Annotated in this window: 24 protein-coding genes; 17 read left to right on the top strand and 7 right to left on the bottom strand. The window is 69.4% G+C overall.

The genetic code is table 11. The features are described 5' to 3' along the window. Positions 1 to 165: 165 nt before the first annotated feature. Positions 166 to 1,101, bottom strand: coding sequence for a 2-hydroxyacid dehydrogenase (locus ACTJJ4_RS12625; protein WP_440943642.1), 936 nt, complete (start codon positions 1,099 to 1,101; stop codon positions 166 to 168). A gap of 139 nt (positions 1,102 to 1,240) precedes the next feature. Here ACTJJ4_RS12625 and ACTJJ4_RS12620 point away from each other — a divergent pair, with 139 nt between their 5' ends. From ACTJJ4_RS12620 to ACTJJ4_RS12590, 7 genes are all read left to right on the top strand, one after another. Then, positions 1,241 to 2,557, top strand: a complete 1,317-nt coding sequence (locus tag ACTJJ4_RS12620) for an ABC transporter substrate-binding protein (protein ID WP_440943641.1) — start codon at positions 1,241 to 1,243, stop codon at positions 2,555 to 2,557. Position 2,558: 1 nt separating this feature from the next. Further along, positions 2,559 to 3,524, top strand: coding sequence for a carbohydrate ABC transporter permease (locus ACTJJ4_RS12615; protein ID WP_285629717.1), 966 nt, complete (start codon positions 2,559 to 2,561; stop codon positions 3,522 to 3,524). Continuing rightward, positions 3,521 to 4,462 (top strand): carbohydrate ABC transporter permease, encoded by a 942-nt coding sequence (locus ACTJJ4_RS12610; protein WP_440943640.1) that lies wholly within the window; start codon positions 3,521 to 3,523, stop codon positions 4,460 to 4,462. Before ACTJJ4_RS12615 ends, ACTJJ4_RS12610 begins: the two co-directional genes overlap by 4 nt. After that, complete coding sequence (locus ACTJJ4_RS12605; protein ID WP_440943639.1) at positions 4,462 to 6,168, top strand: amylo-alpha-1,6-glucosidase; 1,707 nt, start codon at positions 4,462 to 4,464, stop codon at positions 6,166 to 6,168. The genes ACTJJ4_RS12610 and ACTJJ4_RS12605 overlap by 1 nt, the downstream gene beginning before the upstream one ends. Before the next feature lie 190 nt (positions 6,169 to 6,358). Continuing rightward, a complete protein-coding gene (locus ACTJJ4_RS12600; protein WP_440943638.1) occupies positions 6,359 to 7,678 on the top strand; it encodes an ABC transporter substrate-binding protein in 1,320 nt (439 codons plus the stop codon). Position 7,679: 1 nt separating this feature from the next. Beyond that, complete coding sequence (locus tag ACTJJ4_RS12595) at positions 7,680 to 8,699, top strand: carbohydrate ABC transporter permease (RefSeq protein WP_440943637.1); 1,020 nt, start codon at positions 7,680 to 7,682, stop codon at positions 8,697 to 8,699. Next, positions 8,696 to 9,589: a carbohydrate ABC transporter permease gene (locus ACTJJ4_RS12590; RefSeq protein ID WP_440943636.1), complete on the top strand. Its 894-nt coding sequence runs from the start codon at positions 8,696 to 8,698 to the stop codon at positions 9,587 to 9,589. The genes ACTJJ4_RS12595 and ACTJJ4_RS12590 overlap by 4 nt, the downstream gene beginning before the upstream one ends. Positions 9,590 to 9,641: 52 nt before the next feature. Here ACTJJ4_RS12590 and ACTJJ4_RS12585 read toward each other — a convergent pair whose 3' ends face one another. Further along, entirely contained in the window at positions 9,642 to 10,298 is a 657-nt protein-coding gene (locus tag ACTJJ4_RS12585; protein WP_440943635.1) for a GntR family transcriptional regulator, read from the bottom strand. 122 nt (positions 10,299 to 10,420) lie between these two features. On the opposite strand from ACTJJ4_RS12585, the gene ACTJJ4_RS12580 reads away from it, so the two are divergent. From ACTJJ4_RS12580 to ACTJJ4_RS12550, 7 genes are read left to right on the top strand one after another with little or no spacing between them, the layout of a single operon-like run. Beyond that, positions 10,421 to 12,541, top strand: coding sequence for a beta-galactosidase (locus tag ACTJJ4_RS12580; RefSeq protein WP_440943634.1), 2,121 nt, complete (start codon positions 10,421 to 10,423; stop codon positions 12,539 to 12,541). 8 nt (positions 12,542 to 12,549) lie between these two features. After that, positions 12,550 to 13,941 (top strand): aminomethyl-transferring glycine dehydrogenase subunit GcvPA, encoded by a 1,392-nt coding sequence (gene gcvPA, locus ACTJJ4_RS12575; protein ID WP_440943633.1) that lies wholly within the window; start codon positions 12,550 to 12,552, stop codon positions 13,939 to 13,941. Continuing rightward, entirely contained in the window at positions 13,938 to 15,548 is a 1,611-nt protein-coding gene (gcvPB, locus tag ACTJJ4_RS12570; RefSeq protein ID WP_440943632.1) for an aminomethyl-transferring glycine dehydrogenase subunit GcvPB, read from the top strand. The genes gcvPA and gcvPB overlap by 4 nt, the downstream gene beginning before the upstream one ends. Before the next feature lie 5 nt (positions 15,549 to 15,553). Then, positions 15,554 to 16,861, top strand: coding sequence for an ATP-NAD kinase family protein (locus ACTJJ4_RS12565; protein ID WP_440943631.1), 1,308 nt, complete (start codon positions 15,554 to 15,556; stop codon positions 16,859 to 16,861). A 31-nt stretch (positions 16,862 to 16,892) separates the two neighbouring features. Further along, positions 16,893 to 17,651: an SDR family NAD(P)-dependent oxidoreductase gene (locus tag ACTJJ4_RS12560; protein WP_440943630.1), complete on the top strand. Its 759-nt coding sequence runs from the start codon at positions 16,893 to 16,895 to the stop codon at positions 17,649 to 17,651. Between the two features lie 36 nt (positions 17,652 to 17,687). Then, the gene (locus tag ACTJJ4_RS12555; RefSeq protein WP_440943629.1) at positions 17,688 to 18,158 is read left to right on the top strand and encodes a hypothetical protein; all 471 of its coding nucleotides are present in this window, start codon (positions 17,688 to 17,690) and stop codon (positions 18,156 to 18,158) included. 38 nt (positions 18,159 to 18,196) lie between these two features. Further along, positions 18,197 to 18,628: a DUF1761 domain-containing protein gene (locus ACTJJ4_RS12550; RefSeq protein WP_440943628.1), complete on the top strand. Its 432-nt coding sequence runs from the start codon at positions 18,197 to 18,199 to the stop codon at positions 18,626 to 18,628. Between the two features lie 249 nt (positions 18,629 to 18,877). On the opposite strand, the gene purQ is transcribed toward ACTJJ4_RS12550, so the two are convergent. Next, positions 18,878 to 19,585 carry a phosphoribosylformylglycinamidine synthase subunit PurQ gene (gene purQ, locus ACTJJ4_RS12545; RefSeq protein WP_440943627.1) on the bottom strand — a complete coding sequence of 236 codons (708 nt, stop codon included), beginning with the start codon at positions 19,583 to 19,585 and terminating at the stop codon, positions 18,878 to 18,880. Then, positions 19,582 to 19,830 (bottom strand): phosphoribosylformylglycinamidine synthase subunit PurS, encoded by a 249-nt coding sequence (gene purS, locus ACTJJ4_RS12540; RefSeq protein WP_285629749.1) that lies wholly within the window; start codon positions 19,828 to 19,830, stop codon positions 19,582 to 19,584. The genes purQ and purS overlap by 4 nt, the downstream gene beginning before the upstream one ends. A 382-nt stretch (positions 19,831 to 20,212) precedes the next feature. On the opposite strand from purS, the gene ACTJJ4_RS12535 reads away from it, so the two are divergent. Continuing rightward, entirely contained in the window at positions 20,213 to 20,887 is a 675-nt protein-coding gene (locus tag ACTJJ4_RS12535) for a MerR family transcriptional regulator (RefSeq protein WP_440943626.1), read from the top strand. An 8-nt stretch (positions 20,888 to 20,895) separates the two neighbouring features. On the opposite strand, the gene ACTJJ4_RS12530 is transcribed toward ACTJJ4_RS12535, so the two are convergent. Then, positions 20,896 to 21,453, bottom strand: coding sequence for an adenine phosphoribosyltransferase (locus tag ACTJJ4_RS12530; protein WP_440943625.1), 558 nt, complete (start codon positions 21,451 to 21,453; stop codon positions 20,896 to 20,898). A gap of 36 nt (positions 21,454 to 21,489) precedes the next feature. Between ACTJJ4_RS12530 and ACTJJ4_RS12525 the strand changes: the two genes are divergently transcribed. Together ACTJJ4_RS12525 and ACTJJ4_RS12520 are read left to right on the top strand one after the other, a co-directional pair. After that, entirely contained in the window at positions 21,490 to 22,911 is a 1,422-nt protein-coding gene (locus ACTJJ4_RS12525) for a GH1 family beta-glucosidase (RefSeq protein WP_440943624.1), read from the top strand. Between the two features lie 77 nt (positions 22,912 to 22,988). Then, positions 22,989 to 23,990, top strand: a complete 1,002-nt coding sequence (locus ACTJJ4_RS12520) for a LacI family DNA-binding transcriptional regulator (protein WP_440943623.1) — start codon at positions 22,989 to 22,991, stop codon at positions 23,988 to 23,990. Positions 23,991 to 24,062: 72 nt separating this feature from the next. Here ACTJJ4_RS12520 and ACTJJ4_RS12515 read toward each other — a convergent pair whose 3' ends face one another. Together ACTJJ4_RS12515 and ACTJJ4_RS12510 are read right to left on the bottom strand one after the other, a co-directional pair. After that, entirely contained in the window at positions 24,063 to 24,878 is an 816-nt protein-coding gene (locus ACTJJ4_RS12515) for a peptidase M16 (RefSeq protein WP_440943622.1), read from the bottom strand. A gap of 379 nt (positions 24,879 to 25,257) precedes the next feature. Next, on the bottom strand, positions 25,258 to 26,877 hold the full coding sequence (locus ACTJJ4_RS12510) for a hypothetical protein (protein WP_440943621.1): 1,620 nt from the start codon (positions 26,875 to 26,877) through the stop codon (positions 25,258 to 25,260). Between the last annotated feature and the right edge of the window lie 68 nt (positions 26,878 to 26,945).

The raw sequence follows: 26,945 nt of genomic DNA, 5'->3' as shown, positions 1-26,945 counted from the left end.
GCCGATGGTACTGCAGGGGGGACCCTGTGGGAGAGTAGGACACCGCCGGACTTCTTCTGTGAAAGAGCCACCCATCGCTGGGTGGCTCTTTTGCGTTAACGCGCATCCCGCCGGCGTCGAGCCGCCGGGGAGAGGGACTGCTTCGCAGCCCCACTCCCCGCCGTCTCAACGCGCCGGCAGGACGACGTTCAGCGGGGGTTCGCCCGCCAGCATCCGCTCGATCTGGGTGCGCACGAGACGCGCCATCCGCGGGTTCATCGCGGTGGCCGCACCTCCGTTGTGAGGCGAGATGATCAGATTCGGCGCCGTCCAGAGCGGATGCCCCTCCGGCAACGGCTCCTGCTCGAAGACGTCCGAGGCCGCACGGATCCTTCCCTCCTGCAGGGCCTGGAGCAGGGCATCCGTGTCGACCAGTGGCCCGCGCCCGACGTTCACCAGCAGCGCGTCCGGCGCCATCCGCGCGATCATGGCCGCGTCGAACAGGTGGTGCGTCTCCGCGTTCCCCGGCAGGCTCAGCACGACGATCTCGGCATCCGGGAGCAGCGCCGGCAGCTCGTCGATGCCGTGCACGGCGATGTCGCCGAGCCCCTCGACCTGCTCGGTGCGGGCGCTGCGCGCCAGCGCGGTGATCGTCACCTCGAAGGGCGCCAGGCGCCGGGCGATGGCCTTTCCAACCCCGCCGAAGCCGACCAGCAGCACACGTCGGTCGGCCAGGCTGTCGGCGAAGACCGGTGCCCACTCACCGCGCTGCTGCGCGGCCGCGAAGCGCGGGAACCGGCGCTGAGCGGCGATCATCAGTCCCACGGCGAGCTCGGCGGTCGCCGTCTCGTGCACACTCGCCGCATTCGCGAACGGGATGCCGGCCGGCAGGATCTCATCGACCCCGTCGTAGCCGATCGACTGGCTCTGCACGAGCCCCACGCTGAGGCCCTCGAGCGCTTCCAGCGAGCCGGTCGAGCCCATGTACGGTGGGACGACGATGTCGAGACGATCCGCCGGGGCCGGAGACCGCATGTCCCAGACCCGAAGGTCGACGCCGGCCGGCACCTCCCCGATGTTCGTGGCAAGACGTTCGTTGGGCACGGTGACGAGAAGCGGCATGGTTCGACGATAGACCCGGCACCGCGGGACGGTCTCGTTATGGTCACGCCCCTTGACTTTTCTGTGTTCTGTATACAGAATACTAAACGATCGAATCTGCCGGGATCCCGGCTCTTCCAAGGATGAAAGAGGTGGCGGCATGTCCCGCTCGACGAAACGGAAGTACCTCGCCGGCATTGCGGTTGCCGCGCTGACTCTGGGCCTCGCCGCATGCAGCGGTGGAGGCGGCGGGGGCGGCGGCGTCGACTCCGCGGGCAACTCCACGGTGGTGTGGTCGACCTGGGGCAGCGCCGACGAGCTCACCCGCTACAAGGAGTTCAACGCGGACTTCATGAAGCGGCATCCCGACATCAAGGTCAAGTTCCAGCCCGTCGCGGGGTACGGCGACTACCACTCCAAGCTGCTCGCGCAGCTGACCAGCAACACGGCCCCCGACGTCTTCTACGTCGGTGACGACATGATCGGCCAGTTCGTGGCATCCAAGCGGCTGATGCCGCTGAAGTCGCTGATGGAGTCCAAGGACAGCAAGACCAAGGTCGACGACTTCTTCCCCGGCCTGTTCGGCGCCGCCGAGAACGACGGCGAGATCTACGCCGCCCCCAACGACTCCAACCCCGACGTGCTCTGGTACGACAAGGAGGCGCTGAAGACCGCCGGCATCACCGAGGACCCGGCCACGCTCGCGGAGAACGGCGAGTGGACCACCGACAAGTACCTCGAGATGAACGCGAAGCTGCACGAGAAGAAGCTCACCGGCTCGATGTTCTGGAACTATTGGGCGACGCACTGGAGCTGGCTCTCGTCGCAGGGCGTCGCGTCGCCGTACAGCGACAGCGGTGAGTTCGTCGGCAACAAGGACGCCGACACCGTCGCGGCCATGAAGCAGCTGGGCGGCCTGTTCCAGGACGGCACCTTCGTCGTCGCCGACACCCTGCCCGACGGCGCCGGCGCCGACAGCGTCTTCGTCACGCATAAGGCGGGCTTCTTCGTGCAGGGCCGCTACACGATCGGCAGTGTGAAGTCCGCAGGCGTGCAGGACTCCTACGACATCGTCCGCTGGCCCACGCCCGACGGCAAGGCCGCACCCACCGGCGTCGCCACCAGCTTCCTCGCCATCAACGGCAAGACCAAGGTCAAGGACGCGGCCTTCACCTTCTGGACGGAGTTCCTCTCGGCCGAGGGCCAGATCTTCCGCCTGAAGGGCGGCGGAAACGCCGTGCCGTCGATCAAGGGAGCCGACGAGGTCGTGCTCGAGGACGACTACCCCGCTCACGCGCAGACCTTCCTCGACATGCGCGACATCGGCTTCGAGGACTACCCCGCCGAGGCGCAGATCCCGGGCCTGCCCGTCGCGATCAGCGAGGAGTTCCAGAAGCTCTACGAGGGCAAGACCGACGCGCAGCACAGCCTCGACGCCGTCGCGAAGCTGGTCGAGGATCGGTCGGCGAAGAAGTAGCATGACTCAGCTCACTGAGGCGGAGCGGATGCCGCAGGCCACCCCTGCGGCATCCGCCCTTCCGCCATTGCGCAAGGAGGCGGCCTGGCGCCGCCGCGACCGGATGTGGGGCTACGTCTTCGTCGGCCCGCAGCTCATCGGCATGGGACTGTTCGTCGTGCTGCCGTTCGCCGCAAGTCTGGTGCTGGCGTTCGCGAGCTGGGACGGCCTCGGTGAGCTGAGCTGGGTCGGCTTCGACAACTTCGTCGACCAGCTGCAGGACCCGCTGCTGGGACGCTCGATCCTGAACACGCTGCTGATCGCCCTGATCACCGTGCCGATCGGCCTCGGTCTGGCAGTGGTCGTCGCCGTCGCCCTGGAGCGGCTGAAGACCCGCGCCCTCTACCTGGTGCTGTTCTTCTCGCCGGTGGTCACCGCCACCGTCGCCATCGCGATGATCTGGCAGCAGATGTTCCGCGTGGACGGGGTGCTCTCCACCACCATCGCGAAGATCTTCCACATCGATCCGCCGAACTGGCTCCAGGACCCGCGGCTCGCGCTGCTGGCCGTCTGCATCGTGACGATCTGGTCGTCGCTCGGCCTGAACGTGGTGATCTTCCTCGCCGGCCTGCAGAACATCTCGCCCTCGGTGATCGAGGCCGCGCGCATCGACGGCGCCGGCGCGGTGCGCCTGCTGGTCAGCATCCGCCTCCCCCTGCTGTCCCCGATCGTGTTCTTCTCGTCGGTGATCGCGTTCATCTCGTCGCTGCAGACGTTCGACATCGTCTACGTGCTGGTCTCCGGCGGCGGACCCGACAACGCCACCCGCACGATCGTCTATCACATCTACGACCTCGGCTTCGGGCGCTTCGAGTTCGGTCCGTCGAGCGCCGCGAGCATCATCCTGCTGGTCCTGACGCTCATCATCACGGCGATCCAGTTCGCCGCCCAGAAGAAGTTCGTGCACTACGAGGACGACCCCGCATGAGCGCCACCGCCACTCCCCGCCTGACCGACGGAGGCCGCGCACCCGCGACCGACTCGACGATCGCCATCGTCGCGCCCGGATCGAAGCCGCGTCGCCCCGGTGGCGCCGGCCGCCGCCGCGCCGGGGCCGTCGTGCTGCACGTCCTGCTGATCCTCGCGGGCATCTCGATGGTCTTCCCGTTCATCTGGATGCTGCTGACCTCGCTGAAGACGCTGCCGCAGCTGCTGCAGAATCCGCTCGAGTTCCTGCCCAACCCCTGGACGGTCAAGAACTACACGGATGCCTGGGAGGCCGTGCCCTTCGGGCAGGCGTACCTGAACAGCGCCTACATCACGCTGCTCGTCGTGGTCGGCACGCTCATCACGGCGTCGATGGCGGGCTACGCGTTCGCGCGCATCAGGTTCAAGGGCAGCAAGGTGCTGTTCATCGTGTTCCTCGCGACGCAGATGATCCCCGCCCAGGTGACGCTGATCCCGTTCTACCTGCTCATGTCCAACCTGGGCTGGGTCGACTCCCACCTGGCGCTGATCGTGCCCGGGATGATCGCGAACCCCTTCGCGGTGTTCCTCATGCGCCAGTTCGTGCTGTCGCTGCCGAAGGAGCTCGAGGAGGCCGCGCTCGTCGACGGCGCCGGCCGTCTGCGCATCTTCTTCAGCGTGGTGCTGCCCAACCTGCGCCCCGGCCTTGCGGCGCTCGCGATCATCACCTCGCTGGGCGTGTGGAACGCCTTCCTGTTCCCGCTCGTGCTGCTGAACTCGCCCGACCTGTTCACGGTGCCGCTGCTGCTCACCTCGTTCGAGAGCCAGCACGGCTCGATCAACTACGGGCTGGTGATGGCGGCATCCGCGATCGCCACGGTGCCGATGCTGATCGTGTTCGTGATCGGGCAGCGCAAGATCCTCAACAGCATGGCCGCGTCGGGTCTGGGAGGTCGTTGATGGCGGATGCCCTGACGGATGCTGCCGGGCTCGCCGCTCTCGCCGGGCGCCACCTCGACCTGGTGACCGCGCCGTTCACCCTGCCGCGGTCCCGCGTGCTGGTGTTCCGGGCGGAGGACGGCGAGGGCGTGCGCGTGCACACCTCCGAGTACGAGAAGCGGCTCAGTGCCTGCCGGGTGCTGGATGCGGTCGTCGTGACGGATGCCGCGGGGCAGGCGCTCCCGGTGGCCGATGTGCTTCCGCACCGCATCGCGTTCGGCCCTTCGACGGGCTCAGGAACGCAGAGGGAGTGGGCCGCTGAGCCCGTGGACGCCTCGGCCACGCTCGCCTTCGACGGCCCCGGTGCGCTGAGCCTCGCCGGCGTCGACGGTGTGCGCGTCACGCTGACGCATCCCGATGGCCGGGAGGAGCAGCATCCGCTCACCGGTGCGGGAATCCGCATCCGCGTGGCACTCGACCGCTCCGTCGCGGTCGAGACCGGCGATCACCCGGCAGCGCTCGCCGCCTGCGAACGGGAGTGGGCGGACTGGTTCGAGAACTGCCCGCGGGTGCGCGACGACCTGCAGCAGATGGCGGCCTTCTGCTGGTGGGTGCTCGGCGCGAACATCGTCGAGCTCCCCTCGCTGGGCGATGCCCGTGCGGTCGTGCCGTCGAAGATCGGCTACGTGGGCCTGTGGCAGTGGGACGCCTACTTCATCGCCGTCGGGCTGCGACACGGCGACCCGGAGCTCGCCCGTGAGCAGCTCGAGATCGCGTTCCGCTTCCTGAGCCCCGACGGGCAGCTGCCCGACGTGGTGCACGAGCAGGGGATCCTGGCCACCAGCGACGATCTGCCCGAGAGCGACCGGGCCAACCTGAGGCGGGCCGGCTCGCAGATCGCCGACCCCTCCAAGCCGGTCCCGCTGACCAAGCCGCCGCTGGCGGCCTGGGCGCTGCGCAAGGTGCTCGAGGCCGAGGACTCCCCGGAGTGGGCCCGCGAGCAGCTGCAGCGCGTGATCCGCTCCCAGGACTGGTGGTTCGCCGGTTCCGATCTGGACGGCGACGGGATGCCGGAGTACGGGCATCCGTACTCCTCCGGTCTGGACGACAGTCCGATCTTCGACGGCCCGATCCCCACGGCCGCCCCCGATCTCGGCGCGTACCTCGTGTGCCAGGACCGCGAGATCGCGGGCCTGCTGGACAGGTACGAGCCGGATGCCGCGACCGACCGGTTCCTGGCCCGCGCCGAGCGCACGCAGGGGCTGCTGGACCAGATGTGGGATGCCGAGGCCGGACGCTTCCTCGCCCGCGGGGCGGGGGAGCAGATCCGCTCCGACACGGTCGTGGGGCTCATGCCGCTGCGCACCGGCACGCTGCCCGACGGCATCCGCGACGCGCTGCGCGCCGCCGTCGACGATCCCGCCCGGTACGCGCTGGAATGGGGACTGCCGACGGTGGCGGCATCCGATCCCGACTTCTCGCCGGAGCGCATGTGGCGCGGTCCGATCTGGATCAACACCAGCGCGCTGGTGGCCGAGGGCCTCGAGACGTCCGGGTATCCGGAACGGGCCCGCGAACTGCGCGAGCAGACCGTGCGCCTCGTCGTGCACGGTGGCGGCCCGCACGAGTACTACAACCCGCGCACCGGCATGAAGGCCGAGCGCGCGACCACCGCCTTCGGCTGGTCGGCGGCGCTGTTCATCGACCTCGCCGTCGCGCTCAGCTGACCCGACGCGCGGTCCGGTTCCACTCCGGGGGCCGACACGCCAGATCACGGACGTTTCCCGCGAAACCGTCCGACATCTGGCGTGTCGGCCCCTTTCTGTGCTCGTCCAGCTCAGGTTCTCATCCTGGTGTTATCGTCACCATCCGTGTACTGTATTCAATATCCAATTAGTGGTGTGTGACGAGGAGGTCATGATGAAGCGACGCGGTATGTGGGCTGCCGCCGTCACGGCGACGGCTGCGCTGGCCCTTTCCGGCTGCGCGTTCGGCGGTGGGGCGCCTGCCGGCGGAGGCGGCGACCTGAAGAAGGACGCGGCCGCCACCGGCGAGATCACCATCTGGTCGTGGGACGTCGCGGCCACCGCGCTCAAGCGGCTCGGTGCGGACTACGAGAAGGACCACAAGGGCACGAAGATCAACGTCGTCGACATCGGCTACGACAACGCCTACGACAAGATCTCGGTCGGGCTCCAGGCCGGCACAGGTCTGCCCGACGTCATCACGCTCGAGACCGACAAGAACCAGAGCTACATCACGCAGTTCCCCCAGGGCTTCACCGACCTCACCCCGGTGCTCGGCGACGAGAAGGCCGACTTCGACCCGTTCAAGTGGGACACGGGCACCGACAAGGACGGCAGGCTGCGCATGGCGCCGTGGGACTCGGGCACCGTCGGACTGTTCTATCGCACCGACTACTTCGAGGCCGCCGGCATCGACCCCGCATCCGTGAAGACCTGGGACGACCTCGTCGTCGCCGGCGAGGCCATCAAGGCGAAGACCGGCCACACGCTGCTCACCGCCGACCTGTCCTCGGGCGGTCCGTTCTCGATGATGCTGCAGCAGCAGGGCCAGGGGCTGTTCGACGAGAACGGCGACATCGCCGTCAGCACCCCTGCGGCCGTGCAGACCCTCGCGCTGCTGCAGACCATGCAGCAGAAGGGCCTGATCAAGAACGCCAAGGGCTGGGACGCGAGCGTCACCAGCGCCAAGGACGGCGATTCCGCCGTCACCCCCGAGGCGGTCTGGTGGATCGGCACGCTCGAGGGCGAGGCGCCCGAACTGTCCGGGAAGTACGCCGTGCGCGACCTGCCCGCCTTCGCCGACGGCGGCGCCCCCACCTCCAACAACGGCGGTTCCGGCCTGGCGATCCCCGCGCAGGCGAAGAACCCGCAGCTCGCGGCCGACTTCATGGCGTTCGTGCTCGCGAACACCGACAACCAGGCGAGCATGATGAAGGACGAGGGCCTGTTCCCGGCGTACCTCCCGGCGCTGGAGTCCGACTACTTCCAGCAGCCGAGTGACTACTTCAGCGGCCAGAAGGTGTTCCAGACCTTCGCCGAGCTGACGCCGAAGATCCCCTCGATCACGTTCACGTCCGACCAGTCGGTCGCCGCCGATGCGGTCTCGAACGCGGTCGCGGCAGCCGTGCTGAACGGCGAGGACCCCAAGAAGGCGCTCGACGACGCGGCGAAGCAGATCGCGAACTCGACCGGTCGGAAGATCGCCGGCTGACATGTCCCTCGACAGGACGACCCGGGGCCGCGGCGCACGTCGTCGCGGCCCCGTCGCCGGGGCGGATGCCGGTGCCACGGATGCCGCGGCATCCGACGCAGCGCGCACGCCCGCAGCATCCGGGACGCCAGCGACGACCGCTCAACGATCCGGGCGGCGCTTCGCCGCCCGTATGCAGCGCCCCGGCATGTGGTTCGCGCTGCCGGCGGCGGCGCTGCTGCTGATCTTCTTCGCGTACCCGCTCGCCGTCTCGCTGCTGCAGAGCTTCTTCAAGACCTCCGGGGGCGTCTCGACGTTCGTCGGCTTCGACCAGTACGCGCGGATGCTGCGCGACCCGCTCATCCTGAAGAGCCTGGGCAACGCCCTGCTGATCCTGGTGGTGCAGGTCCCGATCATGATCGCGCTCGCGGTCGGGCTGGCGTATCTGCTCAACCAGGCGTGGCTGCGCTTCCGCTCCGGCTTCCGCCTGATCACCTTCCTGCCGGCGATCACCACTCTCGTGGCCTACTCCGTGGTGTTCCGCGTGATCATGACCACCGACGGCGGTCTGCTCAACCAGGCGCTCGCCGTGTTCGGAGTTGCGCCCATCGACTGGCTCAACAACGAGTTCTGGGCGCGTGTGGCCGTGATCGCCTCGATCACCTGGCGCTGGACGGGCTACAACATGGTCATCATCCTGGCGGGGCTGCAGGCCATTCCGCAGGAGCTGTACGAGGCCGCCCGGATCGACGGCGCCGGCCGCTGGCAGACGTTCTGGCACGTGGTCGTGCCGCAGCTGAGGCCGGTGCTGATCTTCACGAGCGTGACGTCCACCATCGGGGCGCTCCAGCTGTTCGACGAGAACTTCATCCTGACCGGCGGCGGTCCCAACAACGCCACGCTCACCCCGGTGCTGTACCTGTACAAGATCGGGTTCCAGCAGTTCGACTTCGGCTACGCCAGCGCGATCGCCTGGATGCTCGTCATCCTCACCGCGATCATCGCCGTCGTGCAGTTCCGCATCATGAGGGAGAAGCCGTGAGCACGCAGCTGATCACCACCGGCCGGGCTCCGCGCACCGGTGCGTCCGCGCGCAGCGGCGAGTCGCTCGCGAGGAAGGCGATCCTGCGCGGGCCCGTCTACCTGCTGCTGGTCGGAGCGGGCGTGCTCGCGCTGATGCCGTTCCTGTGGATGGTCATCGCCTCCACGCACAAGACCTCCGACCTGTTCGTCACGCCGCTCCCGCTGCTGCCCGGCGGCGAGTTCTGGCAGAATCTGGGTCGTCTGCAGGAGAGCATCGGCTTCGGCCAGGTGATGCTCAACAGCGTGCTGGTGGCCGTGATCTACACGCTCTTCAGCACGATCGTCAGCGTGATGTGCGGCTACGGCCTCGCCACGTACCGCTTCCGCGGCCGCGGCGTGCTGCTGGGCGTGATCCTCGTCACCATGATGATCCCGATGCAGGTGCTGCTGGTGCCGCTGTTCCAGATGATGGCGAGCGTCGGCTGGATCGACTCGTACCAGGCGCTGATCGTGCCGTTCCTGGCGAACGCCTTCGGCATCTTCCTGATGCGCCAGGGGTTCCTCGACTTCCCGACCACCCTCATCGAGGCGGCGCGGATCGACGGGGCATCCGAGCTGCGCACCTTCTACCGGATCGTGCTGCCGGTGGCGCGCCCGCAGATCGCGGCGCTGATCATCTACACGTTCATCAGCCAGTGGAACTCGTTCATCTGGCCGCTGCTCATGCTGAACACCGAGGACAGGTACACGATCCCGGTGGCGCTGAACACCATGATCGGCCTGAGCCGGGTGGACTACTCGGGTCTGATGCTGGGCTCACTGCTGGCCACGCTGCCGCTGCTCGTGCTGTTCCTGGTGTTCCAGAAGCAGTTCGTCGCCGGTCTGCTCGGCGGCGCGGTCAAGGGCTGAGAACTGAGCAGGGGGCGGATGCCGCGGCATCCGCCCCCTGCGTCATCCCGCCTCAGGCGGAGAAGTAGGCGCTGGACGACGTGTCCAGGATGCGGCGCATGCCGTGCATCCAGTTGGCCTTGAGGGCCTCGACGGCGGACTGCACATCGCCGTCGGCGAGGGCGCGGGCGATCTCCAGGTGCTCCGCCGCCACGCGGTCGACCTTCACGTCGTCGTCGACGAGCAGGGCCTCATAGCGGTGGAAGGATCCGCGCACGCTCTCGATCACGTCGAGCAGGCGCTTGTTAGGGCACACCGAGAGCATCAGCGCGTGCCACTCGTCGTCCTTGGTCATCACCAGACGGTGCTCGACGTGCTCGTCCGTGAACGCCTCGGCGAGCTCGACCAGCTGGGCGCCGACGCGGCGCAGTTCGTCGACGGGGGAGAGCTCGAGGGCGAGGCTCTCGAGGGTCGCCATGACGGGTGCGAGGTCCTCGAACTCGCCGGCGCTGAGCGGCACGAAGCGGAAGCCCTTGCCGTTCTCACTGGTGATCTGGCCCTCGGACTCCAGGGCGATCAGCGCTTCGCGCAGGGGCGTGCGGCTCACTCCGAGCTCTCCGGCCAGCTGCACCTCGTTGATGCTCTCGCCCGGGCTGACCAGGCCGGTGCGCATTCGCGCGAGGAGCTCCTCGCGTACCTGTGAGCGGAGATTCTTGCGCTCGATCGCCATGTTGTGGCCCCTTCCCCTGCGTCAGCTTAGAGCTTGACCGGATCCATAGTTCGGCATACGCTTGCTGTATACAGAATACATTGAACAGCGATTCTGGCGAAGCATCTCAGAGAGGAGTCCTCGTGACCCAGCACCGCGACGACGAGCGCATCCGGGAGGCCCGGATCGATGCTCTCGCCTATGGCGGCGACTACAACCCCGACCAGTGGTCGGAGGAGACCTGGCACGAGGACATCCGCCTCATGAAGGAGGCCGGGGTCACGATGGTGAGCCTGCCGATCTTCAGCTGGCCTCAGCTCGAGCCCGAGCCCGGCGTGTACGACTGGGGCTGGCTCGACCGCATCATCGACCTGCTGCACGAGGCCGGCATCCGCATCGATCTCGCGACCGCGACCGCGACGCCGCCCTCGTGGCTGCTGCGCGCGCACCCCGAGATGGGCCCGTCCGACTCCGAGGGCCATCGGCTCGAGTTCGGTTCGCGGCAGACCTACTGCCCGTCCTCGCCGATCTGGCGCGAGAACGTCGCGCGCATGACCCGTGCGATGGCCGAGCGCTACGGGGAGCACCCCGGTCTTGCCATGTGGCACATCTCCAACGAGTACGGCGACCATGTCTCCCGCTGCTGGTGCCCGGAGTCCGCCCGCCACTTCCGCCGCTGGCTGCAGGACCGCTACGGCGACCTCGACGGACTCAACGAGGCGTGGGGCGTCAACGTCTGGGGTCAGCGCTACACGTCGTGGGAGCACATCGAGACCCCGCGGAAGGCGCCGGGCCCGATCAATCCGACGCAGCTGCTGGACTTCGAGCGGTTCTCGTCGGATGCCATGCTCGAGCTCTTCCAGGTCGAGATCGACGTGCTGCGCGAGGTCACCCCCGACATCGCCGTGACGACCAACTTCATGAGTATGTTCCGCGACCTGGACTACTGGGACTTCGCCGAGCGCGAAGACGTCGTCACCGACGACGCCTACCCGGAGCCCGCCGACCCCGCCTCCCACGTGGGTGCCGCGCTCAACTACGGTCTGATGCGCTCGCTCAAGGGCGGTCGCCCCTGGCTGCTGCTGGAGTCGTCGGCGAGCGCCACCAGCTGGCGCGACATCAACGTGCCGAAGGCCCCGGGGAAGATCCGCGTGGAGAGCCTGCAGACCGTCGCGCATGGCTCGGACGGCGTGATGTTCTTCCAGTGGCGCCAGGCCAAGTACGGCCAGGAGAAGTTCCACTCCTCGATGCTCGGCCACCGGGGCGAGCGCTCGCGCAGCTACCAGGAGACCAAGGCGCTCGGCAACGAGCTGCGTCTGCTGGAGCCCGTGCGCGGCACCCGCGTGCGCTCGCGCGTCGCGCTGGTCGTGGACTGGGACTCCTGGTGGGGATCGAGTGCGATCGAGTCGCTGCCGTCCCAGCGTCTGCAGTGGGCCCAGCAGGCTCGCTCCTGGCATCGTGCGCTGTACACGCTCGGGCATCCGGTCGACGCGGTGCGCGCCACCGGACCGTTCGACAGCTACGACGTGGTCGTCGTCCCCAACCTCTACATCGCCGACGAGGCGCAGGCCGAGGCGCTGCGCGCCTTCGTCGAGAACGGCGGCCACCTGGTGGTCGGCCCGTTCTCGGGCGTGGTGGACGCCACCGAGAAGGTGCACGACGGCGGCGCCCCCGGTCCGCTGCGCGACCTTCTCGGCATCGAGGTCGACGAGCAGTGGCCGATCTCCGACGGCATCCTGGAGCGCATCGCCTACGGTGAGGACACCCTCGACGTGCCCAGCTGGTCGGAGTGGATCGACGCGGACGCCGACGTCGAGGTGCGCGGATGCTACGCCTCCGGCGTGCTCTCCGGTCGCGCCGCCGTCACCCGGCGCGCGGTCGGCGCGGGGTCGGCCTGGTACGTCAGCGCGATGCTCACGCACGACGGGATGCTGCCGGTCTTCCGCGACATCCTGCGCACCTCGGACCTGCCCGCCCGGGACGTCGTGAACGTCGACGCCGAGGCGGTCACCCGCACCGACGGCAGCACCGACTACACGTTCCTGCTCAACCACGGCGCAACGCCCCTCGCGTTCCAGCTGCCGGCATCCGGCACCGACCTGCCCAGAGGCACCGACCTGCTCAGCGGTACCGACCTGCTCAGCGGGGCGGATGCCTCGGGCGTCGTCGAGCTCGGCGCCTACGGCGCCGCGGTGATCGCGTCCCCGCACGCGGAGGCGATCCCGTTCCTCTCCCTGACCGACCCCACCGACCCCACCGAATGAAGGATGTCGTGACCGAAGCATTCGTCCACCCGTACATTCCCAACACGGCGCCGGCCGTGAAGCAGGCCATGCTCGACGCCGTCGGCGCGGAATCCGTCGAGGACTTCTACGCAGACGTCCCCGAGGACCTGCGCCTGCGCCGGCTGCTCGACGTCCCCGCGCCGCTGCCGGCCGAGCAGGACCTCGCGCGCCACGTGAAAGGCATCCTCGCCGCCAACCGCAGCACCGAGGAGCGGCTCAGCTTCCTCGGGGCCGGCACCTACAACCACTACGTGCCCGCCGTCGTCGACGAGGTCATCCGCCGCAGCGAGTTCCTCACCGCCTACGCGGGCGAGCCCTACGAGGACCACGGTCGCTTCCAGGCGCTGTTCGAGTACCAGTCGCTCATGGCCGAGCTGCTGGCGATGGACGTCGTGAACGTCCCCACCTACGACGGCTATCAGGCCACGGCGACGGGGCTCGCCATGGCCGGCCGCATGACCGGCCGCCGCCGCGTGCTCGCCCTCAGCGACGTGCTGCCGGAGAAGCTGTCCAAGGTCGTCGACTACGTCCGTGCGAACCTCGAGGTCGAGACGGTGGCCACGACCGGCGGCGTCGCCGACCTCGAGGCGCTCGCCGCCGCGCTGGGCGACGACGTCGCCGCCGTGTGGATCGAGACGCCGAGCTTCACCGGCGCCGTCGAGACCCGCCTGCGCGAGATCTCCGAGGCCGCCCATGCGGCCGGTGCGGTCGTCGTGGTCGGCACCGACCCCGTCGGATACGGCGTGCTCACCCCGCCCGCTCTGCACGGCGCGGACATCGTCACCGGCGACATCCAGTCGCTGGGCCTGCACCAGTGGTTCGGTGGAGCGCACGCCGGGTTCATCGCCGTGCACGACGACCCGCGGTTCGTCATGGAGATGCCGTCGCGGCTGTTCGGGCTGGAGTCCACCGACGTCCCCGGCGAGTACGGCTTCGGCGACGTCGCCTACGACCGCACGTCGTTCGCGCATCGCGAGGACGGCAAGGAGTGGGTCGGCACCGCCGCAGCGCTGTGGGGGATCGCCGCCGGCGTGTACCTGTCCCTGATGGGCCCCGAGGGCATGCGCGAGCACGGCGAGCTGCTGCTCGCCCGCACCAGGTACGCCCAGCAGCGTCTGGAGTCGATCCCCGGCATCCGCCTGGGCGACGACGCCCTGCACCTGCGGGAGTTCACCATCCATCTCGACGGGATCTCGGCGGGCGACGCAGTCGCCGCGCTGCGCCGTCAGGGCATCGAGCCCGGCGTCGTCGTCGACGAGCGCACCCTGCTCGTCTGCGTGACCGACGTCACCTCCGCATCCGACATCGACCGGCTCGCCGACGCACTCGCGGGCGTCGCCTCGCCGGCATCCGACACCCGCAAGGAGCAGGTCGCATGAGCCTCCCCATCGCACCCAAGACCAGCCCGCGCCGCTTCCAGCAGGCCAGCTGGGACGAGCCCATCGTCTTCGAGCTGTCCACTCCGGGCGAGCGCGGCATCGCGATCACCCCGGTGGAGCCCGCCGTCCGCGAAGCGGTGGGCGACGTGGTCGCCGACCTGCCCGAGGGCATGCGTCGTCCGCAGCCGCCGGCACTCCCCGAGATCGCGCAGATGCGCGTGCTCAAGCACTACCTGCGACTCTCGCAGGAGAACCTCGGCTCCGACCTGAACGTCGACATCGGGCAGGGCACCTGCACGATCAAGTACTCGCCGAAGATCAACGACCAGCTCATCGAGGTGCCGCAGCTGCGCGCGATCCACCCCGCCCAGGATCCCGCCGACACGCAGGGCGCGCTGGAGATGATCTGGCGGCTCGAGAAGCTGATGGCCGAGATCTCCGGCATGGACGCCGTCTCGCTGGCCTCGCCGGGCGGCTCGGCGGGCATCTGGACGAACATCGCCATGATCCGCGCGTACCACGAGTCCCGCGGCGAGGGCGAGCAGCGCGACGAGGTCATCACCACGATCTTCAGCCACCCGTCCAACGCGGCGGCGGCGAAGGTCGCCGGGTACAAGGTCGTCACGGTCTACCCGGATGCCGACGGCTACCCCGACCTGGGGGCGCTGAAGGCCGCGCTGTCCGAGCGCACCGCGGCCATCATGGTCACCAATCCCGAGGACACCGGCATCTACAACCCGGCCATCAAGGAATGGGTGGATGCCGCGCACGAGGTCGGCGCGCTGGCCTCCTACGACCAGGCCAACGCCGCGGGCATCCTGGGCATCACGCGGGCTCGGGACGCCGGATTCGACGTGTGCCAGTTCAACCTGCACAAGACCTTCTCCGCCCCGCACGGCTGCGGCGGACCCGGTGCGGCCGCCAATGCGGTCAGCGCGGCGCTCGCCCCCTTCCTGCCCGGGCCGCGGGTCGAGCAGGTCGAGGGCCGGTTCGTCGTCCGCGAGCCGGGCGAGCAGTCCATCGGGCATGTGGCTCCTGCGCACGGCGTGATCCTGCACGTGGTGCGCGCCTACGCCTGGATCATGTCGCTGGGTGCGGAGGGCATGCTGGCGGCCTCGCAGATCGCGGTGCTGAACAACAACTACCTGCTGAAGCGGGTGCTGGAGATCCCCGGGGCATCCGCTCCGTACGCCGTCGGCCGCCGCCGCATCGAGCAGGTGCGCTACTCGTGGCAGGAGCTGTTCGAGGAGACCGGCATCTCGTCCGAGGAGATCGGCATCCGCATGGCGGACTACGGCTTCCATTACTGGACCAGCCACCACCCGTACATCGTGCCGCAGCCGTTCACCCTGGAGCCGACGGAGTGCTACTCCAAGGCCGAGCTCGACGAGTACGTCGCCGCCCTCGCCCAGGTGGCGCAGGAGGCGCGCGAGAACCCCGAGCTGGTGCGCACCGCGCCGCACAACCAGACGGTGCACCACACCCACCACGACGATCTCGACGACCCGGAGCGCTGGGCCATCACCTGGCGCGCGTACCATCGCAAGTACTTCGGCGTGGTGCGTGCGGATGCCGTGCGGGAGCCCGCCATGTCGACGGTGGCCTGAGCGCCGTGATCGGACTGGTCGTCAACCCTGTCGCCGGAGTCGGCGGGCCCGCGGGCCTGGCCGGCTCCGACGGCGCGGACGTGCAGCGCCTCGCGGCTTCGCGCGGCGCGCGTTCGCGTGCGCAGGAGCGGGCGACCGTGGCACTGCGAGTGCTGGCTTCCCGGCATCCGTCGCTGGTCGTCGCCACCGCGGCTGGGGCGATGGGAGCGGATGCCGTGCGCGCCGCCGGCCTCGAGCCGTGGGTCGTGTACGCGGCGGGCGGCGGCTCGCGGCTGCCGGAAACAGGAGGATTGCCGAGGACAGGAGAATCCAGTGCGGATCGTCCTGTTCTCGACGATCTTCCTGTTCTCGGGAGCGGTCTGACGCAGGCATCCGACACCTCCGCGGCCGTCGCCGCGCTCGCCGCGGCCGGCGCGACGCTGATCCTGGTAGCCGGCGGAGACGGCACGCTGCGGGATGCCGCGGCGGGACTCGCCGACCTGGCCGCCACCACTCCGGAGAAGCATCCGGATTCCGGTCCTCAGATGCCCCCGGACGCCGGTTCCAGCGAGGATCTCCGGAGTTCTGGCCGCCGGCCGGCCGTGCTCGGCATCCCCTCCGGCGTGAAGATGTACTCCCCGGTGTTCGCAGTCAGCCCGCGTGCGGCGGGCGCGCTCGCCGCCGAGTGGGTCGACGGCGCGCTGCCGACGGCCGAGCAGGAGGTGCTCGACGTCGACGAGCAGGCCATGCGGCACGCCCGCGTGGAACCCGTGCTCTACGGAACGCTGAGCGTGCCGTTCCGTGTCGGACGCACACAGTCGCGCAAGGCTGCGACTCCCGCATCCGAGGCCGTCGCCGTCGCCGCCGCCGCACGCGGCGTCGTGAAGCGGATGCTGCCGGGCACCCGCTATCTGCTCGGCCCCGGCAGCACGACGGCCGAGGTCGCCCGGCAGCTCGGCATCCGCAAGTCCCCGCTGGGAGTGGACGTCGTGCTCGACGGGCGGCAGGTGCTGTCCTCAGCCAGCGAGGAGCAGCTGCTCGCCGAGGTCGCACAGGGGCCCGCGCAGGCCGTGGTCACCGTGATCGGCGGGCAGGGGTTCCTGCTCGGACGCGGCAACCAGCAGCTCTCGGCATCCGTCATCCGCGCCCTCGGCGACGACCCGCTGATCGTCGTCGCCCCCGAGCAGAAGCTCATCGACCTGCACGGCCGGCCGCTGATCGTCGAGACCGGCGATCCCGAGCTCGACGCCCGCCTGGCCGGGCACATCCGAATCGTCACCGGGCCCGGCACGAGCAGCCTGTACGCTGTCGCCGCGCCCGACCTCGCCCTCTGAACCACAACCCGACTCCCTGGAAGGACCCATCATGCGTCTCGAGAACAAGAAGGCCATCGTCACCGGCGGCGCGGGCGGCATCGGCCGCGCCACCTCCCTCGCCTTCGCGGCGGAGGGCGCCTCGGTCGCCGTCGTCGACCTGAACGCCGAGGCCGCCGAGGCCGTGGCCGAGGAGATCCGCGCCGCGGGCGGCAACGCCATCGCGATCGGCGCCGACGTCTCCAGCGAGGACGACATCATCCGCGTGGTCGCAACCGCGAATGAGACGTTCGACGGCATCGACGTGGTCTTCAACAACGCGGGCATCATCCGCCGCACCACCGCCGTCGAGACCACGGTCGAGGAGTGGGACCGGGTGTTCGGCGTGAACGTGCGCGCCATCTTCCTGATGTGCAAGCACGTCGTGCCGGTCATGAAGGCGAACGGCGGCGGCTCGATCGTGAACACGGGCTCCGGGTGGGGACTCAAGGGCGGCGGTCAGGCGATCTCGTACTGCGCCTCCAAGGGCGCGGTCGTGAACATGACCCGCGCGCTGGCGATCGACCACGGTCCCGACGGCATCCGCGTCAACTCGGTCAACCCCGGCGATGTCGACACCGGGATGCTGCGCGACGAGGCCAAGCAGCTCGGCCAGGATCAGGCGGGCTTCCTCGCCGAGGCCGCCGAGCGTCCGCTGAACCGGATGGGCCAGCCCAGCGAGATCGCCGCGGCCGTGGTGTGGCTCGCCAGCGACGACGCGTCGTACGTGACCGGCTCCGCGCTCGTCGTGGACGGCGGCGGCATCGCCTGACCGCTGCGGCCGCCCCCTCGATCTACGATTTACGCTGTGCCTGAATCATCCGAGCAGAAGCGTCGTCACTATCGGGCGGGCGGCTACTGGGCTGTGCAGATCGGCGCCGCCGCCCTGATGACCATCATCTGCTTCGGCGCCGGCGGGATCCTCCTGTTCGCCTCGCCCGAGTTCCTGAGCCGCAGCGGCGAGGAACCGGAGCGCGGTGGCGGCGTGATGCTGATGCTCATCGGCATCGGGATGCTGGTGCTGCTGATCAACCTGATCCGCTCGTTCGCCAGCATGACCGGTGAGCAGCGGGCTGTCTACGCGTGGGCGGTGATGCAGCAGCACGCATCCCGCACCGATGGGCACCCGGCGAACCCCGGGGCGGCGGTGAACGACCTGAAGATCCTGAGCGTCGCTCGGCGCGCTCGACGAGGCGAGCTCTCGGCAGACGAGATCGCCGCCCTGCAGCAGCTGCGACCGGACGTTCCCTATCCGGGGACCATGCCCGGGAGAGGCTGACCTCGGAGTACGCTGAGCGGCAGAGCGAGGAGGCTCCGATGACGGTTCCCGAGATCAACTACTGGGCTGTGCTGATCGCCACGGTGTCGAGCATGATCGTGGGCGCGACCTGGTACGCGCGAGGCGTGATGGGCACGCGCTGGGCGGCGCTCGCGCACGTCGACCTGGACAAGCCGTCGCGCGGGCCGCTGTGGCCGATGATCACGACGGTGATCGTGAGCTTCATCACCGCGTGGGTGCTGGCCGGCGCGGCCACCATCGCCCAGAACTTCTACACCGGCTCGTACTTCTGGGCGTCGCTCGTCACGGCGGTCACGCTGTGGGCGGGATTCACGGCGGCGCGCTTCATCACGCACGACGCCTTCGAGGGTCGCTCGACCCGGCTGACTACGCTGAACATCGCCCACGAGCTCGTCACCGTGGTCGTGATGGCGATCATCATCGGCGTCTGGCCGCCCGCCGGCATCTGACCGCGTCACCGCTTCTGGGACAGGCCGACGGCCGTGTCTCAGAAGGTGCGGATGCGGGCGTGCCGGACACGCCGTTGCTGGGACATCCGCGGAACGATGTCCAGAACCCGCGGGTGCGGATGCCCAGGACCCGCACCTTCTGGGACAGGCGGGGGGCGTGTCCGCGTACCGGGAGCTCACCAGGCCCCGCAGACGGAGAAGGCGGATGCCGGGCAGGACCCGGCATCCGCCTCGACGTGTCTGCGAGCGTTACGCCGCGACGGCGGCCACGGCGGCGATCGCGCTGGTGAAGAAGCCCAGGCCGTCGACGCCGGAGCGCATGGCATCCGCGGTGTCGGGACCGAAGCCGGGCTCGGTGGCGTGCTCGGGGTGCGGCATGAGGCCGACCACGTTGCCGCGCTCGTTCGTGAGGCCGGCGATGTCGCGCAGCGAGCCGTTCGGGTTCACGCCCGCGTAGCGGAACGCCACCAGGCCCTCGCCCTCGAGGCGGTCGAGCGTGTCATCCGCGGCGATGTAGCCGCCCTCGCCGTTCTTCAGCGGGATGACGATCTCCTGGCCCTGCGTGAACTCGCTGGTCCATGCGGTCGTGGCGTTCTCGACGGTGAGCTTCTGGTCGCGGCGCACGAAGTGCTGGTGGTCGTTGCGGATCAGGCCGCCAGGCAGCAGGTGCGCCTCGACGAGCATCTGGAAGCCGTTGCAGATGCCCAGGATCGGCATGCCCTTCGCGGCGGCATCCTTGACCTCGGCCATGATCGGCGAGAGCGCGGCGATCGCGCCGGAGCGCAGGTAGTCGCCGTAGCTGAAGCCGCCGGGCAGGACGAGTGCGTCCACGCCCTCGAGGTCGTGCGAGCCGTGCCAGAGGGCGACGGGCTGGGCGCCGGCGATGCGCACCGCGCGCTGCGCGTCGCGGTCGTCGAGCGAACCGGGGAAGGTGATGACCCCGATGCGTGCGGTCACTGTGCGACCTCGACGCCCACGACGTCCTCGATCACGGAGTTGGACAGTACGTCCTCGGCCACGCGGCGGGCCTCGGCGAGCAGCTCGTCGGTGACCTCACCGTCGACGGTGAGCTCGAAGCGCTTGCCGATGCGGACCTGGCTGAAGCCCTCGACTCCCAGCCGGGCGAAGGCGCCGGAGACGGCCTTCCCCTGCGGGTCGAGCAGTTCGGCCTTGGGCATGACGTCGACGACGATGGTGGGCATACCCATGATTCTAGGCGATCGCGCGAAGCGCGAGCGCACGATCCCGGTTGCTGAGCGAGGAGCGCAGCGACGAGTCGAAGTGCCAGGAACGCGCGGGCGGGAACAGGAAAGAGTCTACCGCCCGCCGACCGGCCTCCCGCCCCGGGGGAGACGGATGCCGAGTTCGACGGGCGGTAGGAGGGCCCGGGCGGTTTCGCACCCCTCAGTGTTTCCGCCCGGGCCGCAGTCGAGGTTTCCCCAGTCCTCATTCAGCTCACGAGTGACCCCCCAATCGAGAGCAGTCCCTTCCCCAGCAGGCTAGAGTCTTCGCACGGCCTGCGCATCGTGGAGAGCGCATCTGCACCCCACTCTCCAAGGCGCGGGCAGGGGGGAGGGGATGGACGTGAAGCTCAGCAGGCTCGCGGCGAGCAGCGGTGTCAGCACCACCACGATCAAGCACTGGATCCGGGTGGGGATCATGCCCCCGGGGCGACTCAAGAACGCCACCACGGCGGTGTACGAGCAGCGGCATGTCGATCGGGCCCGGCTCATCCTCGTGCTGCGCGACGTGTACGGGGCGTCGATCACCTCGATCCGCTCGCTGACCAACCTCATCGACACCCCGGGGGTGCTCACGCTGGACGTGATGAACGCCTGTCAGGCCTTCGCGCTCGGCGTCCCGGAGGGCATCGCCGACGACCCGGCGTACGCCGACTTCCGGGAGCGCACCTACGAGCTGATGCGTCGCCGCGACTGGCGCGGCTATCCCGGGGCGGCCGAGCGCGGCCTCACCTTCGCGCTCGCACAGGCATCCGAGGTCGGTCTCGACTACGACGTCGAGGAGCTGATGGAGTACGCGGATGCGCTGGAACCGCTGGCCGGCCGCAACGTCGCGGCCCTCGGGCCCGAGGGGTCGGCCGATGAGGTGGCCAGGCGGATGCTGCTGGCCGTCAACGCCCGCGCGCGGCAGCTGGTCGCAGTGAGCAGCCTGGCGCACGCCGCGGCATCCGTCCGCTCCGCGATCGAGGCGGGCCGAGCGCCCGCCGACATCGCGCGGCCGCCCGCGGCGCGCGACTGACGCGTCCGTCAGGAGGAGCGGAAGACCGTGTGCAGGTCGCCGATCACCTCGCGCCCGCCGAGTCCTTCGATCTCGAACAGCACGCTGATGCCGGCCACCGTGTAGCCGAGGCTCTCGATCACCTTGCGGCCGGCGGCGAGCGTGCCGCCGGTGGCCAGCACGTCGTCGATCAGCAGGATCCGGGTGCCGGCCGGGAGGTCGTCGTGCATCTCGATCGTGGCGGTGCCGTACTCGAGGGCGTAGTCGACGGCCGCGGCGGGCTGCGGAAGCTTGCCGGCCTTGCGGATCGGCACGAAGCCGACGCCCGCAGTGATCGCGGCGGCGCCGGCGAGGATGAACCCGCGCGCCTCGACACCGGCGACCACGTCGAAGGAGCCGGCGAACGGCTCGACGAGCGCCTCGGTCGTGGCGTGCAGCGCACGGGCGTCGGCCAGCAGGGGGGTGATGTCGCGGAACAGGATTCCGGGCTGCGGGTAGTCCGGGATCGAACGGATCAGGGACTCGGCGCGCGCCAGTTCGGGATTCACCAGCCAAGGGTACCGGACCGACCTCGGAGGGACATGCATGGGAGCGCTCCCAGCCAGTCGTGGCATCATAAGAGGATGACCCGATCCTTCCCCGACGACTTCCTGTTCGGCGCCGCGACAGCCGCCTATCAGATCGAGGGCGCGGCCTTCGAGGACGGACGCACAGCGTCCATCTGGGACGCGTTCGCCCGCGTGCCCGGCGCGGTCGTGAACGCCGACAACGGCGACATCGCCTGCGACCACTACCACCGCTACCGCGACGACGTGGCGCTCATGAAGGAGCTCGGCCTGCAGACCTACCGGTTCTCCACGTCGTGGTCGCGCGTGCGGCCGGACGGCGGCCCGGTCAATGCGAAGGGCCTCGACTTCTACAGCCGGCTCGTCGACGAGCTGCTCGGCGCCGGCATCGTGCCGTGGCTGACCCTGCACCACTGGGACATGCCGCAGGCGCTCGAGGAGCAGGGCGGCTGGACCGACCGCGACATCGCGGATCGCTTCACCGAGTACGTGCTCAGCGTGCACGATGCCCTGGGCGACCGCGTGCAGCACTGGACCACCATGAACGAGCCGTGGTGCTCGTCGTTCCTCTCGTACACGGCCGGCGTGCACGCGCCCGGTCGCACGAGCATCCGCGACGGCCTGCTCGCCTCGCACCATCTGCTGCTCGCACACGGCCAGGCGGTGCAGGCGCTGCGCGCGCGCGACGCCGACCTCGATCTCGGGATCACGCTCAACCTCACCGTCGCCGACCCTGCCGACGCCGACGATCCGCTCGACATCGCCGCCGCGCGCCGCATCGACGGGCAGTTCAACCGCTGGTTCCTCGATCCGCTGTTCCTGGGCGAGTACCCGGGCGACATCGTCCGCGACATCCGGGCGGTCGACCCCGCCGCGATCTCCGACTGGCAGGATGCCGTGCACGACGGCGATCTCGCCGTCATCTCCACGCCGCTGGACGCGCTGGGCATCAACTACTACCACGGCGAACTGCTGTCCGGGCATCCGCAGCCGGGCGGCGAGGGCGACCCGCACGAGACGCCGGGCCAGCAGCGGGAGACCGCCTCGCCGTTCCCGTCGCACGAGGACATCCACTGGGTCGAGCGCGGCTTGCCGCGCACCGACATGGGCTGGGAGGTGCAGCCCGAGGGCCTCACCCGTCTGCTCCGTCGCGTCGCCGACGAGTACTCCGGCGCCGTGCCGCTGTACGTCACCGAGAACGGCGTCGCCTACGACGACGTGGTCGAGAGCGACGGCGAGGTGGCGGATGCCGATCGCGTCGCGTTCCTTCGGGCCCACGTCGCGGCGACGCTGGACGCCATCGAACAGGGCGTCGACGTGCGCGGCTACTTCTACTGGTCGCTGATGGACAACTACGAGTGGGCCTGGGGGTACGCCAAGCGCTTCGGCATCGTGCGCGTCGACTACGAGACCCAGCGGCGCACCGTCAAGGAGAGCGGACGGGAGTACGCTCGCATCATCGCCGCCCGGGCGATCTGACCCTCCTTCGTCTGGCTGCGCGAGTCCAGGAACCGGTTCCTGAGCGAGCGAAGCGAGACGAAGGGCGAAACGAGACGATGATGCCCCGCTCCACGATCGAAGAGGTCGCCGCGCTCGCCGGCGTCTCGCGCTCGACCGTGTCCCGAGTCGTGAACGGCTCCACGGCGGTCAGCCCCGAGGCGCTCGCCGCCGTGCAGACGGCCATCGCCCAGCTGAACTACGCGCCCAACCGCGCCGCACGCTCCCTGGCCAGCCGGCAGACGTACGCGATCGGGCTGGTGGTCCCCGAGGACACCACGCGCTTCTTCGGCGACCCGTTCCTGGCATCCGTCGTCGCCGGGATCAGTGCTCGCCTGGCGGATTCGGACTACATCCTCAACCTCCTCATCGCCAGTGACGACCCGGGCGGCAAGATGGTGCGCTTCGTGCGCAACGGCGGCGTGGACGCCGCGATCATCGTGTCGCACCACACCAGCGACTCGTTCGTCGGGAGCATCGCAGACGCCGTGCCCGTGGTGTTCGGCGGCCGCCGGTCGAACGCGCAGGAGAGCGACATCATCATCGACGTCGACAACGTGGCCGCGGCCCGTGATGCGGTCGCCCATCTGATCGCGCTCGGACGCCGTCGCATCGCGACGATCACGGGCACCATGACCATGTCGGTCAGCATCGACCGGCGCGACGGCTTCCTCGCCGCGCTGGCGGATGCCGGACTCGAGCCCGCCGGCGAGGTCGACGGCGACTTCAGCGAGCAGGGCGGGGCGGACGCCGCGGCACGGCTTCTCGAGCAGGCCGAGCGGCCGGATGCGATCTTCATCGCCAGCGATCTGATGGCCCGCGGCGCGATCGGCGTGCTGCGCTCGGCGGGGCTGCGCGTGCCGGAGGACGTGGCGGTGATCGGCTTCGACGACTCGGCCCTGGCCGCGGCATCCGATCTGACCAGCGTGCGCCAGCCGATGTTCCATCAGGGCGAGATGCTCGCAGGCATGATCATCGACGTGCTCGCCGGGCGCCGCCCCGCACCGCTGACGATCCTTCCGACCGAACTGGTCGTGCGCGGCTCGGCGCCCGCGGTCTGAGCCTCAGGCGGCCCCGAACGCGACCCGGGCCCGGTCGCGAACGACCGGGCCCGGGTGGAACGACGTGGAGCGTCAGTTCCCGTAGAGAGCGACCACGCCCGCGCGGTCGGTGCTCGTCATCGACAGGTCATCCGAGGTGCCGTTGCACTGCGGGTAGTGCATGATCGACGAGGAGTCGTAGGGCGTGAGCGGACGCCAGTTGTTGTCCTCGAAGCACGTGCCCGACTCGGGGCGCGTGTGCTCGTGGCGGAAGCCCAGCGTGTGTCCGAGCTCGTGGCCGAGGATGTTCGTCGGCGTCCAGGAGCCCGACGACCAGATCGAGTCGTCGACGAGGACGTTCATCTGACGATCCGGCGTGCTGGGGAAGAACGCGCGAGCGATGTACTGGGACGTCTGGACCGGCTCGACCGAGAACAGCACCGACTTGTTGCGTGTGGTGCAGTTGCCGTCGGCGCTGCTGACGTACACGAAGTCGATCGCGGACGAGGCGGACTCCCACAGGGCCGCGCCGCTCTGCATCGCCGCGACGATGTCGTCGTGGCGCGCGCCGAACTTGGTGCTCACGCAGTAGGTCAGGTTGCCGACCTGCGCCGCCGACCACTTGTCGTCGACGCCGTTGACGGTGTTGACGATCAGGCCGTCGGTCAGCGAGTCCGACCCGACGAGCCGGTTGTAGAAGGTGCGCAGCTCCCCCTGACCCGAGACCAGCTCGTCGCCGTTGACGACGTAGCCGCCGTCGATGTCGCGGTAGGTCGATGCGGCGAACTCCTGATAGCTCGGGATGCCGGAATCGACGGTGGGCGTCGCCGCGGCGGCGGGGATTGCCGCGCCGAGGCTGAGTGCGGCGGCCGCGGTGGCGGCCAGCGCGATCGTTCTCTTGATTCGCATGGAATGCTCCTTGTGAACTGAGCGATTCCGCACGCCTGGTCGGCGAACGGACCTCGGATCCGGCCGGTGAGCGTCCTTGCGTCACGGTCCGACTCCGAAGCCCGCTCAACGTAACGACCGTTTTTGGACCCTGTCAAGCAACTGGAGAATGGGCGGCGGACATCTGGCGGATGGGCACCTTAAGGGCGCCTCGACCTGCCTTTTCGTCAGGCCGAAGCTATCCATTTGTCATGCATCGGCTGTCCGTTCGTCATGAGACCGGCACCGCGCAGTTCCCTCTGGCGGAGGGTCGGTGCGGAACGTGAGGAGCGCCGGAAGGGGACGGGTATGACGCCCGTCCCGCTCCCGGCGCTGCTCGACGCTCAGCGGCCTGCGGTGCTCAGCTGTTCTCGCCGACCACCTGGATCAGCTCGCGGGCCTGCCCCGCGATCGCGCTGCGCCACGCGTCGAACGTGGCATCGCTCACTCCGAAGTCCGACTCGAAATGCTGCATGTCCGGTGTGTGGATGTGCCCGGCCGGAATGGTCAGTCCCATCCGGTCGCGCAGCAGCGTGTTGCGATACGCCGACTCGTTCGACAGATACGAACCGCCGGCGCCGCTGCGCGCGCAGGAGTCGGCAGGCGGCGGCGTGGGGGCGACCGACGGCGGATACGCGACCTCGCGCTGGTTCACGCTCGTGACCACGGGCGAGGAGCAGTCGGCGAAGTAGGAGTAGTTCGTGTTCCACACCGCGCCGAACGCGACGGACTCGTCCGGCCAGGTGTCCCCTGGAGGGCGCGGGATGTCGGAGCCGGTGCGCGCCGCGATCATCTGCTCGATGGGCAGGGTCGCAGAGGTCCACTGCGGCGGATCGGTCAAGGTGTCCCCTCCGCCCCAGCGGTCGACGACCTGCGTGTTGCAGCCGATGTTGTCCACTGCGAGCTCCGGCACGCCCCCGATCGTCGTGCACGGGGTGTAGCGATCGTTGCCGAGCGTGGGGCCGTGGTATCGCCCGTTCCACTGCTCGAGGTTGAACTGCGAGCCGCCGGCCTGGCTCACCGTGATCGACGCGTCGAGCTGGCGCTTGCCGGGGCGCATGAACGGCCCGACGGTGTCCTCGAGGTAGCCCCGCTCGAACTCGGGGTAGCTCACGGGCAGCGTGTAGGCCTCGTAGAAGATGACCGTGCCGTCGGCCTCGGTCGTCGTCGTGCCGTCGATGGACAGGGCCGTCGCCCCGGACGGGTTGCCGTGGCGGATGTTGTTGCCCACGGTGCCGGGCGCGGAGCCGGTCTTGCCGCCATCGAGGGTGTACGGGTCGAAGCCGCTGATCAGGACGCGTTTGACGTTGCCGGCGGGGAACGAGATGTCGTCCATGCCGCGTGAGGCCCTGTCGAACGCCTCGACCAGCTCTGCGCGCTGCTCGGCGGTCATGGCGAAGCCCGCCTTCCACTGGTGCAGCACCGACATCGCCTCGATGCGCGTCCAGTACAGCGGTCGGTCGTCGCCGGCCGGGAGCACGCCGTCGACCGGGCCGGCCGACTGGGCGCGCTTCACGGCGTCCCGCCACAGGTGCGTGCCGAGTCGCTTCACAGTCTCGGTGGCCTTGGCGAGGGTCTTCTGGTCGCAGAGCCTGCCTGCGAACGACGTCGTCCAGTCGCCGAGACCGGCCCCCTCGACCATGGTGCGGGCGAAGGTCCGGTTCGCGGGCCGGGCCGGGTCCGCAGCATCCGGGAGCACCGCTGCGAGGCGCGACTCCTCGACCGTGATCGGGAGCGCGGCGTCCGTGCATCCGCGGGGACCGAAGGCGGCGATCGTCGCGCTGACCTCAGGCGTGGCGGGGATCAGTGCCGTAACTGAACGGGGGCCGGTGTCATCGGCGGGGGAGGCCGTGGCCGCCGATGCGCCCGCGAGGGCGAGTGTGGAGCCGACCGCGAGCACCAGGAGGGCGCTGCCGGTCGTGCGTCGTCTGAACTTCCATGTCGCCGAACTGCGCGGGGCGCGAGCTGGGGAGGGGCGCATGATCATCCTTCCGCGTTGAAGAAACGTTGTTCCTCGACACGGTAGAGATTGTTGAACAAGAAAGCAAT

It is taken from the genome of Microbacterium sp. 22195 (genome assembly GCF_052056515.1).
Classification (GTDB): Bacteria; Actinomycetota; Actinomycetes; order Actinomycetales; family Microbacteriaceae; genus Microbacterium.
This window is presented reverse-complemented; position numbering and strand designations above follow the sequence as displayed.

What these genes read in the sequence shown, in the direction of transcription:
- ACTJJ4_RS12625 (WP_440943642.1), bottom strand. Translation starts at nt 1,101, where the DNA reads ATGCCGCTTCTCGTCACCGTGCCCAACGAACGTCTTGCCACGAACATC.
- ACTJJ4_RS12620 (WP_440943641.1), top strand. Translation starts at nt 1,241, where the DNA reads ATGTCCCGCTCGACGAAACGGAAGTACCTCGCCGGCATTGCGGTTGCC.
- ACTJJ4_RS12615 (WP_285629717.1), top strand. Translation starts at nt 2,559, where the DNA reads ATGACTCAGCTCACTGAGGCGGAGCGGATGCCGCAGGCCACCCCTGCG.
- ACTJJ4_RS12610 (WP_440943640.1), top strand. Translation starts at nt 3,521, where the DNA reads ATGAGCGCCACCGCCACTCCCCGCCTGACCGACGGAGGCCGCGCACCC.
- ACTJJ4_RS12605 (WP_440943639.1), top strand. Translation starts at nt 4,462, where the DNA reads ATGGCGGATGCCCTGACGGATGCTGCCGGGCTCGCCGCTCTCGCCGGG.
- ACTJJ4_RS12600 (WP_440943638.1), top strand. Translation starts at nt 6,359, where the DNA reads ATGATGAAGCGACGCGGTATGTGGGCTGCCGCCGTCACGGCGACGGCT.
- ACTJJ4_RS12595 (WP_440943637.1), top strand. Translation starts at nt 7,680, where the DNA reads ATGTCCCTCGACAGGACGACCCGGGGCCGCGGCGCACGTCGTCGCGGC.
- ACTJJ4_RS12585 (WP_440943635.1), bottom strand. Translation starts at nt 10,298, where the DNA reads ATGGCGATCGAGCGCAAGAATCTCCGCTCACAGGTACGCGAGGAGCTC.
- gcvPB (WP_440943632.1), top strand. Translation starts at nt 13,938, where the DNA reads ATGAGCCTCCCCATCGCACCCAAGACCAGCCCGCGCCGCTTCCAGCAG.
- ACTJJ4_RS12560 (WP_440943630.1), top strand. Translation starts at nt 16,893, where the DNA reads ATGCGTCTCGAGAACAAGAAGGCCATCGTCACCGGCGGCGCGGGCGGC.
- ACTJJ4_RS12550 (WP_440943628.1), top strand. Translation starts at nt 18,197, where the DNA reads ATGACGGTTCCCGAGATCAACTACTGGGCTGTGCTGATCGCCACGGTG.
- purS (WP_285629749.1), bottom strand. Translation starts at nt 19,830, where the DNA reads ATGCCCACCATCGTCGTCGACGTCATGCCCAAGGCCGAACTGCTCGAC.
- ACTJJ4_RS12530 (WP_440943625.1), bottom strand. Translation starts at nt 21,453, where the DNA reads ATGCATGTCCCTCCGAGGTCGGTCCGGTACCCTTGGCTGGTGAATCCC.
- ACTJJ4_RS12525 (WP_440943624.1), top strand. Translation starts at nt 21,490, where the DNA reads ATGACCCGATCCTTCCCCGACGACTTCCTGTTCGGCGCCGCGACAGCC.
- ACTJJ4_RS12520 (WP_440943623.1), top strand. Translation starts at nt 22,989, where the DNA reads ATGATGCCCCGCTCCACGATCGAAGAGGTCGCCGCGCTCGCCGGCGTC.
- ACTJJ4_RS12515 (WP_440943622.1), bottom strand. Translation starts at nt 24,878, where the DNA reads ATGCGAATCAAGAGAACGATCGCGCTGGCCGCCACCGCGGCCGCCGCA.
- ACTJJ4_RS12510 (WP_440943621.1), bottom strand. Translation starts at nt 26,877, where the DNA reads ATGCGCCCCTCCCCAGCTCGCGCCCCGCGCAGTTCGGCGACATGGAAG.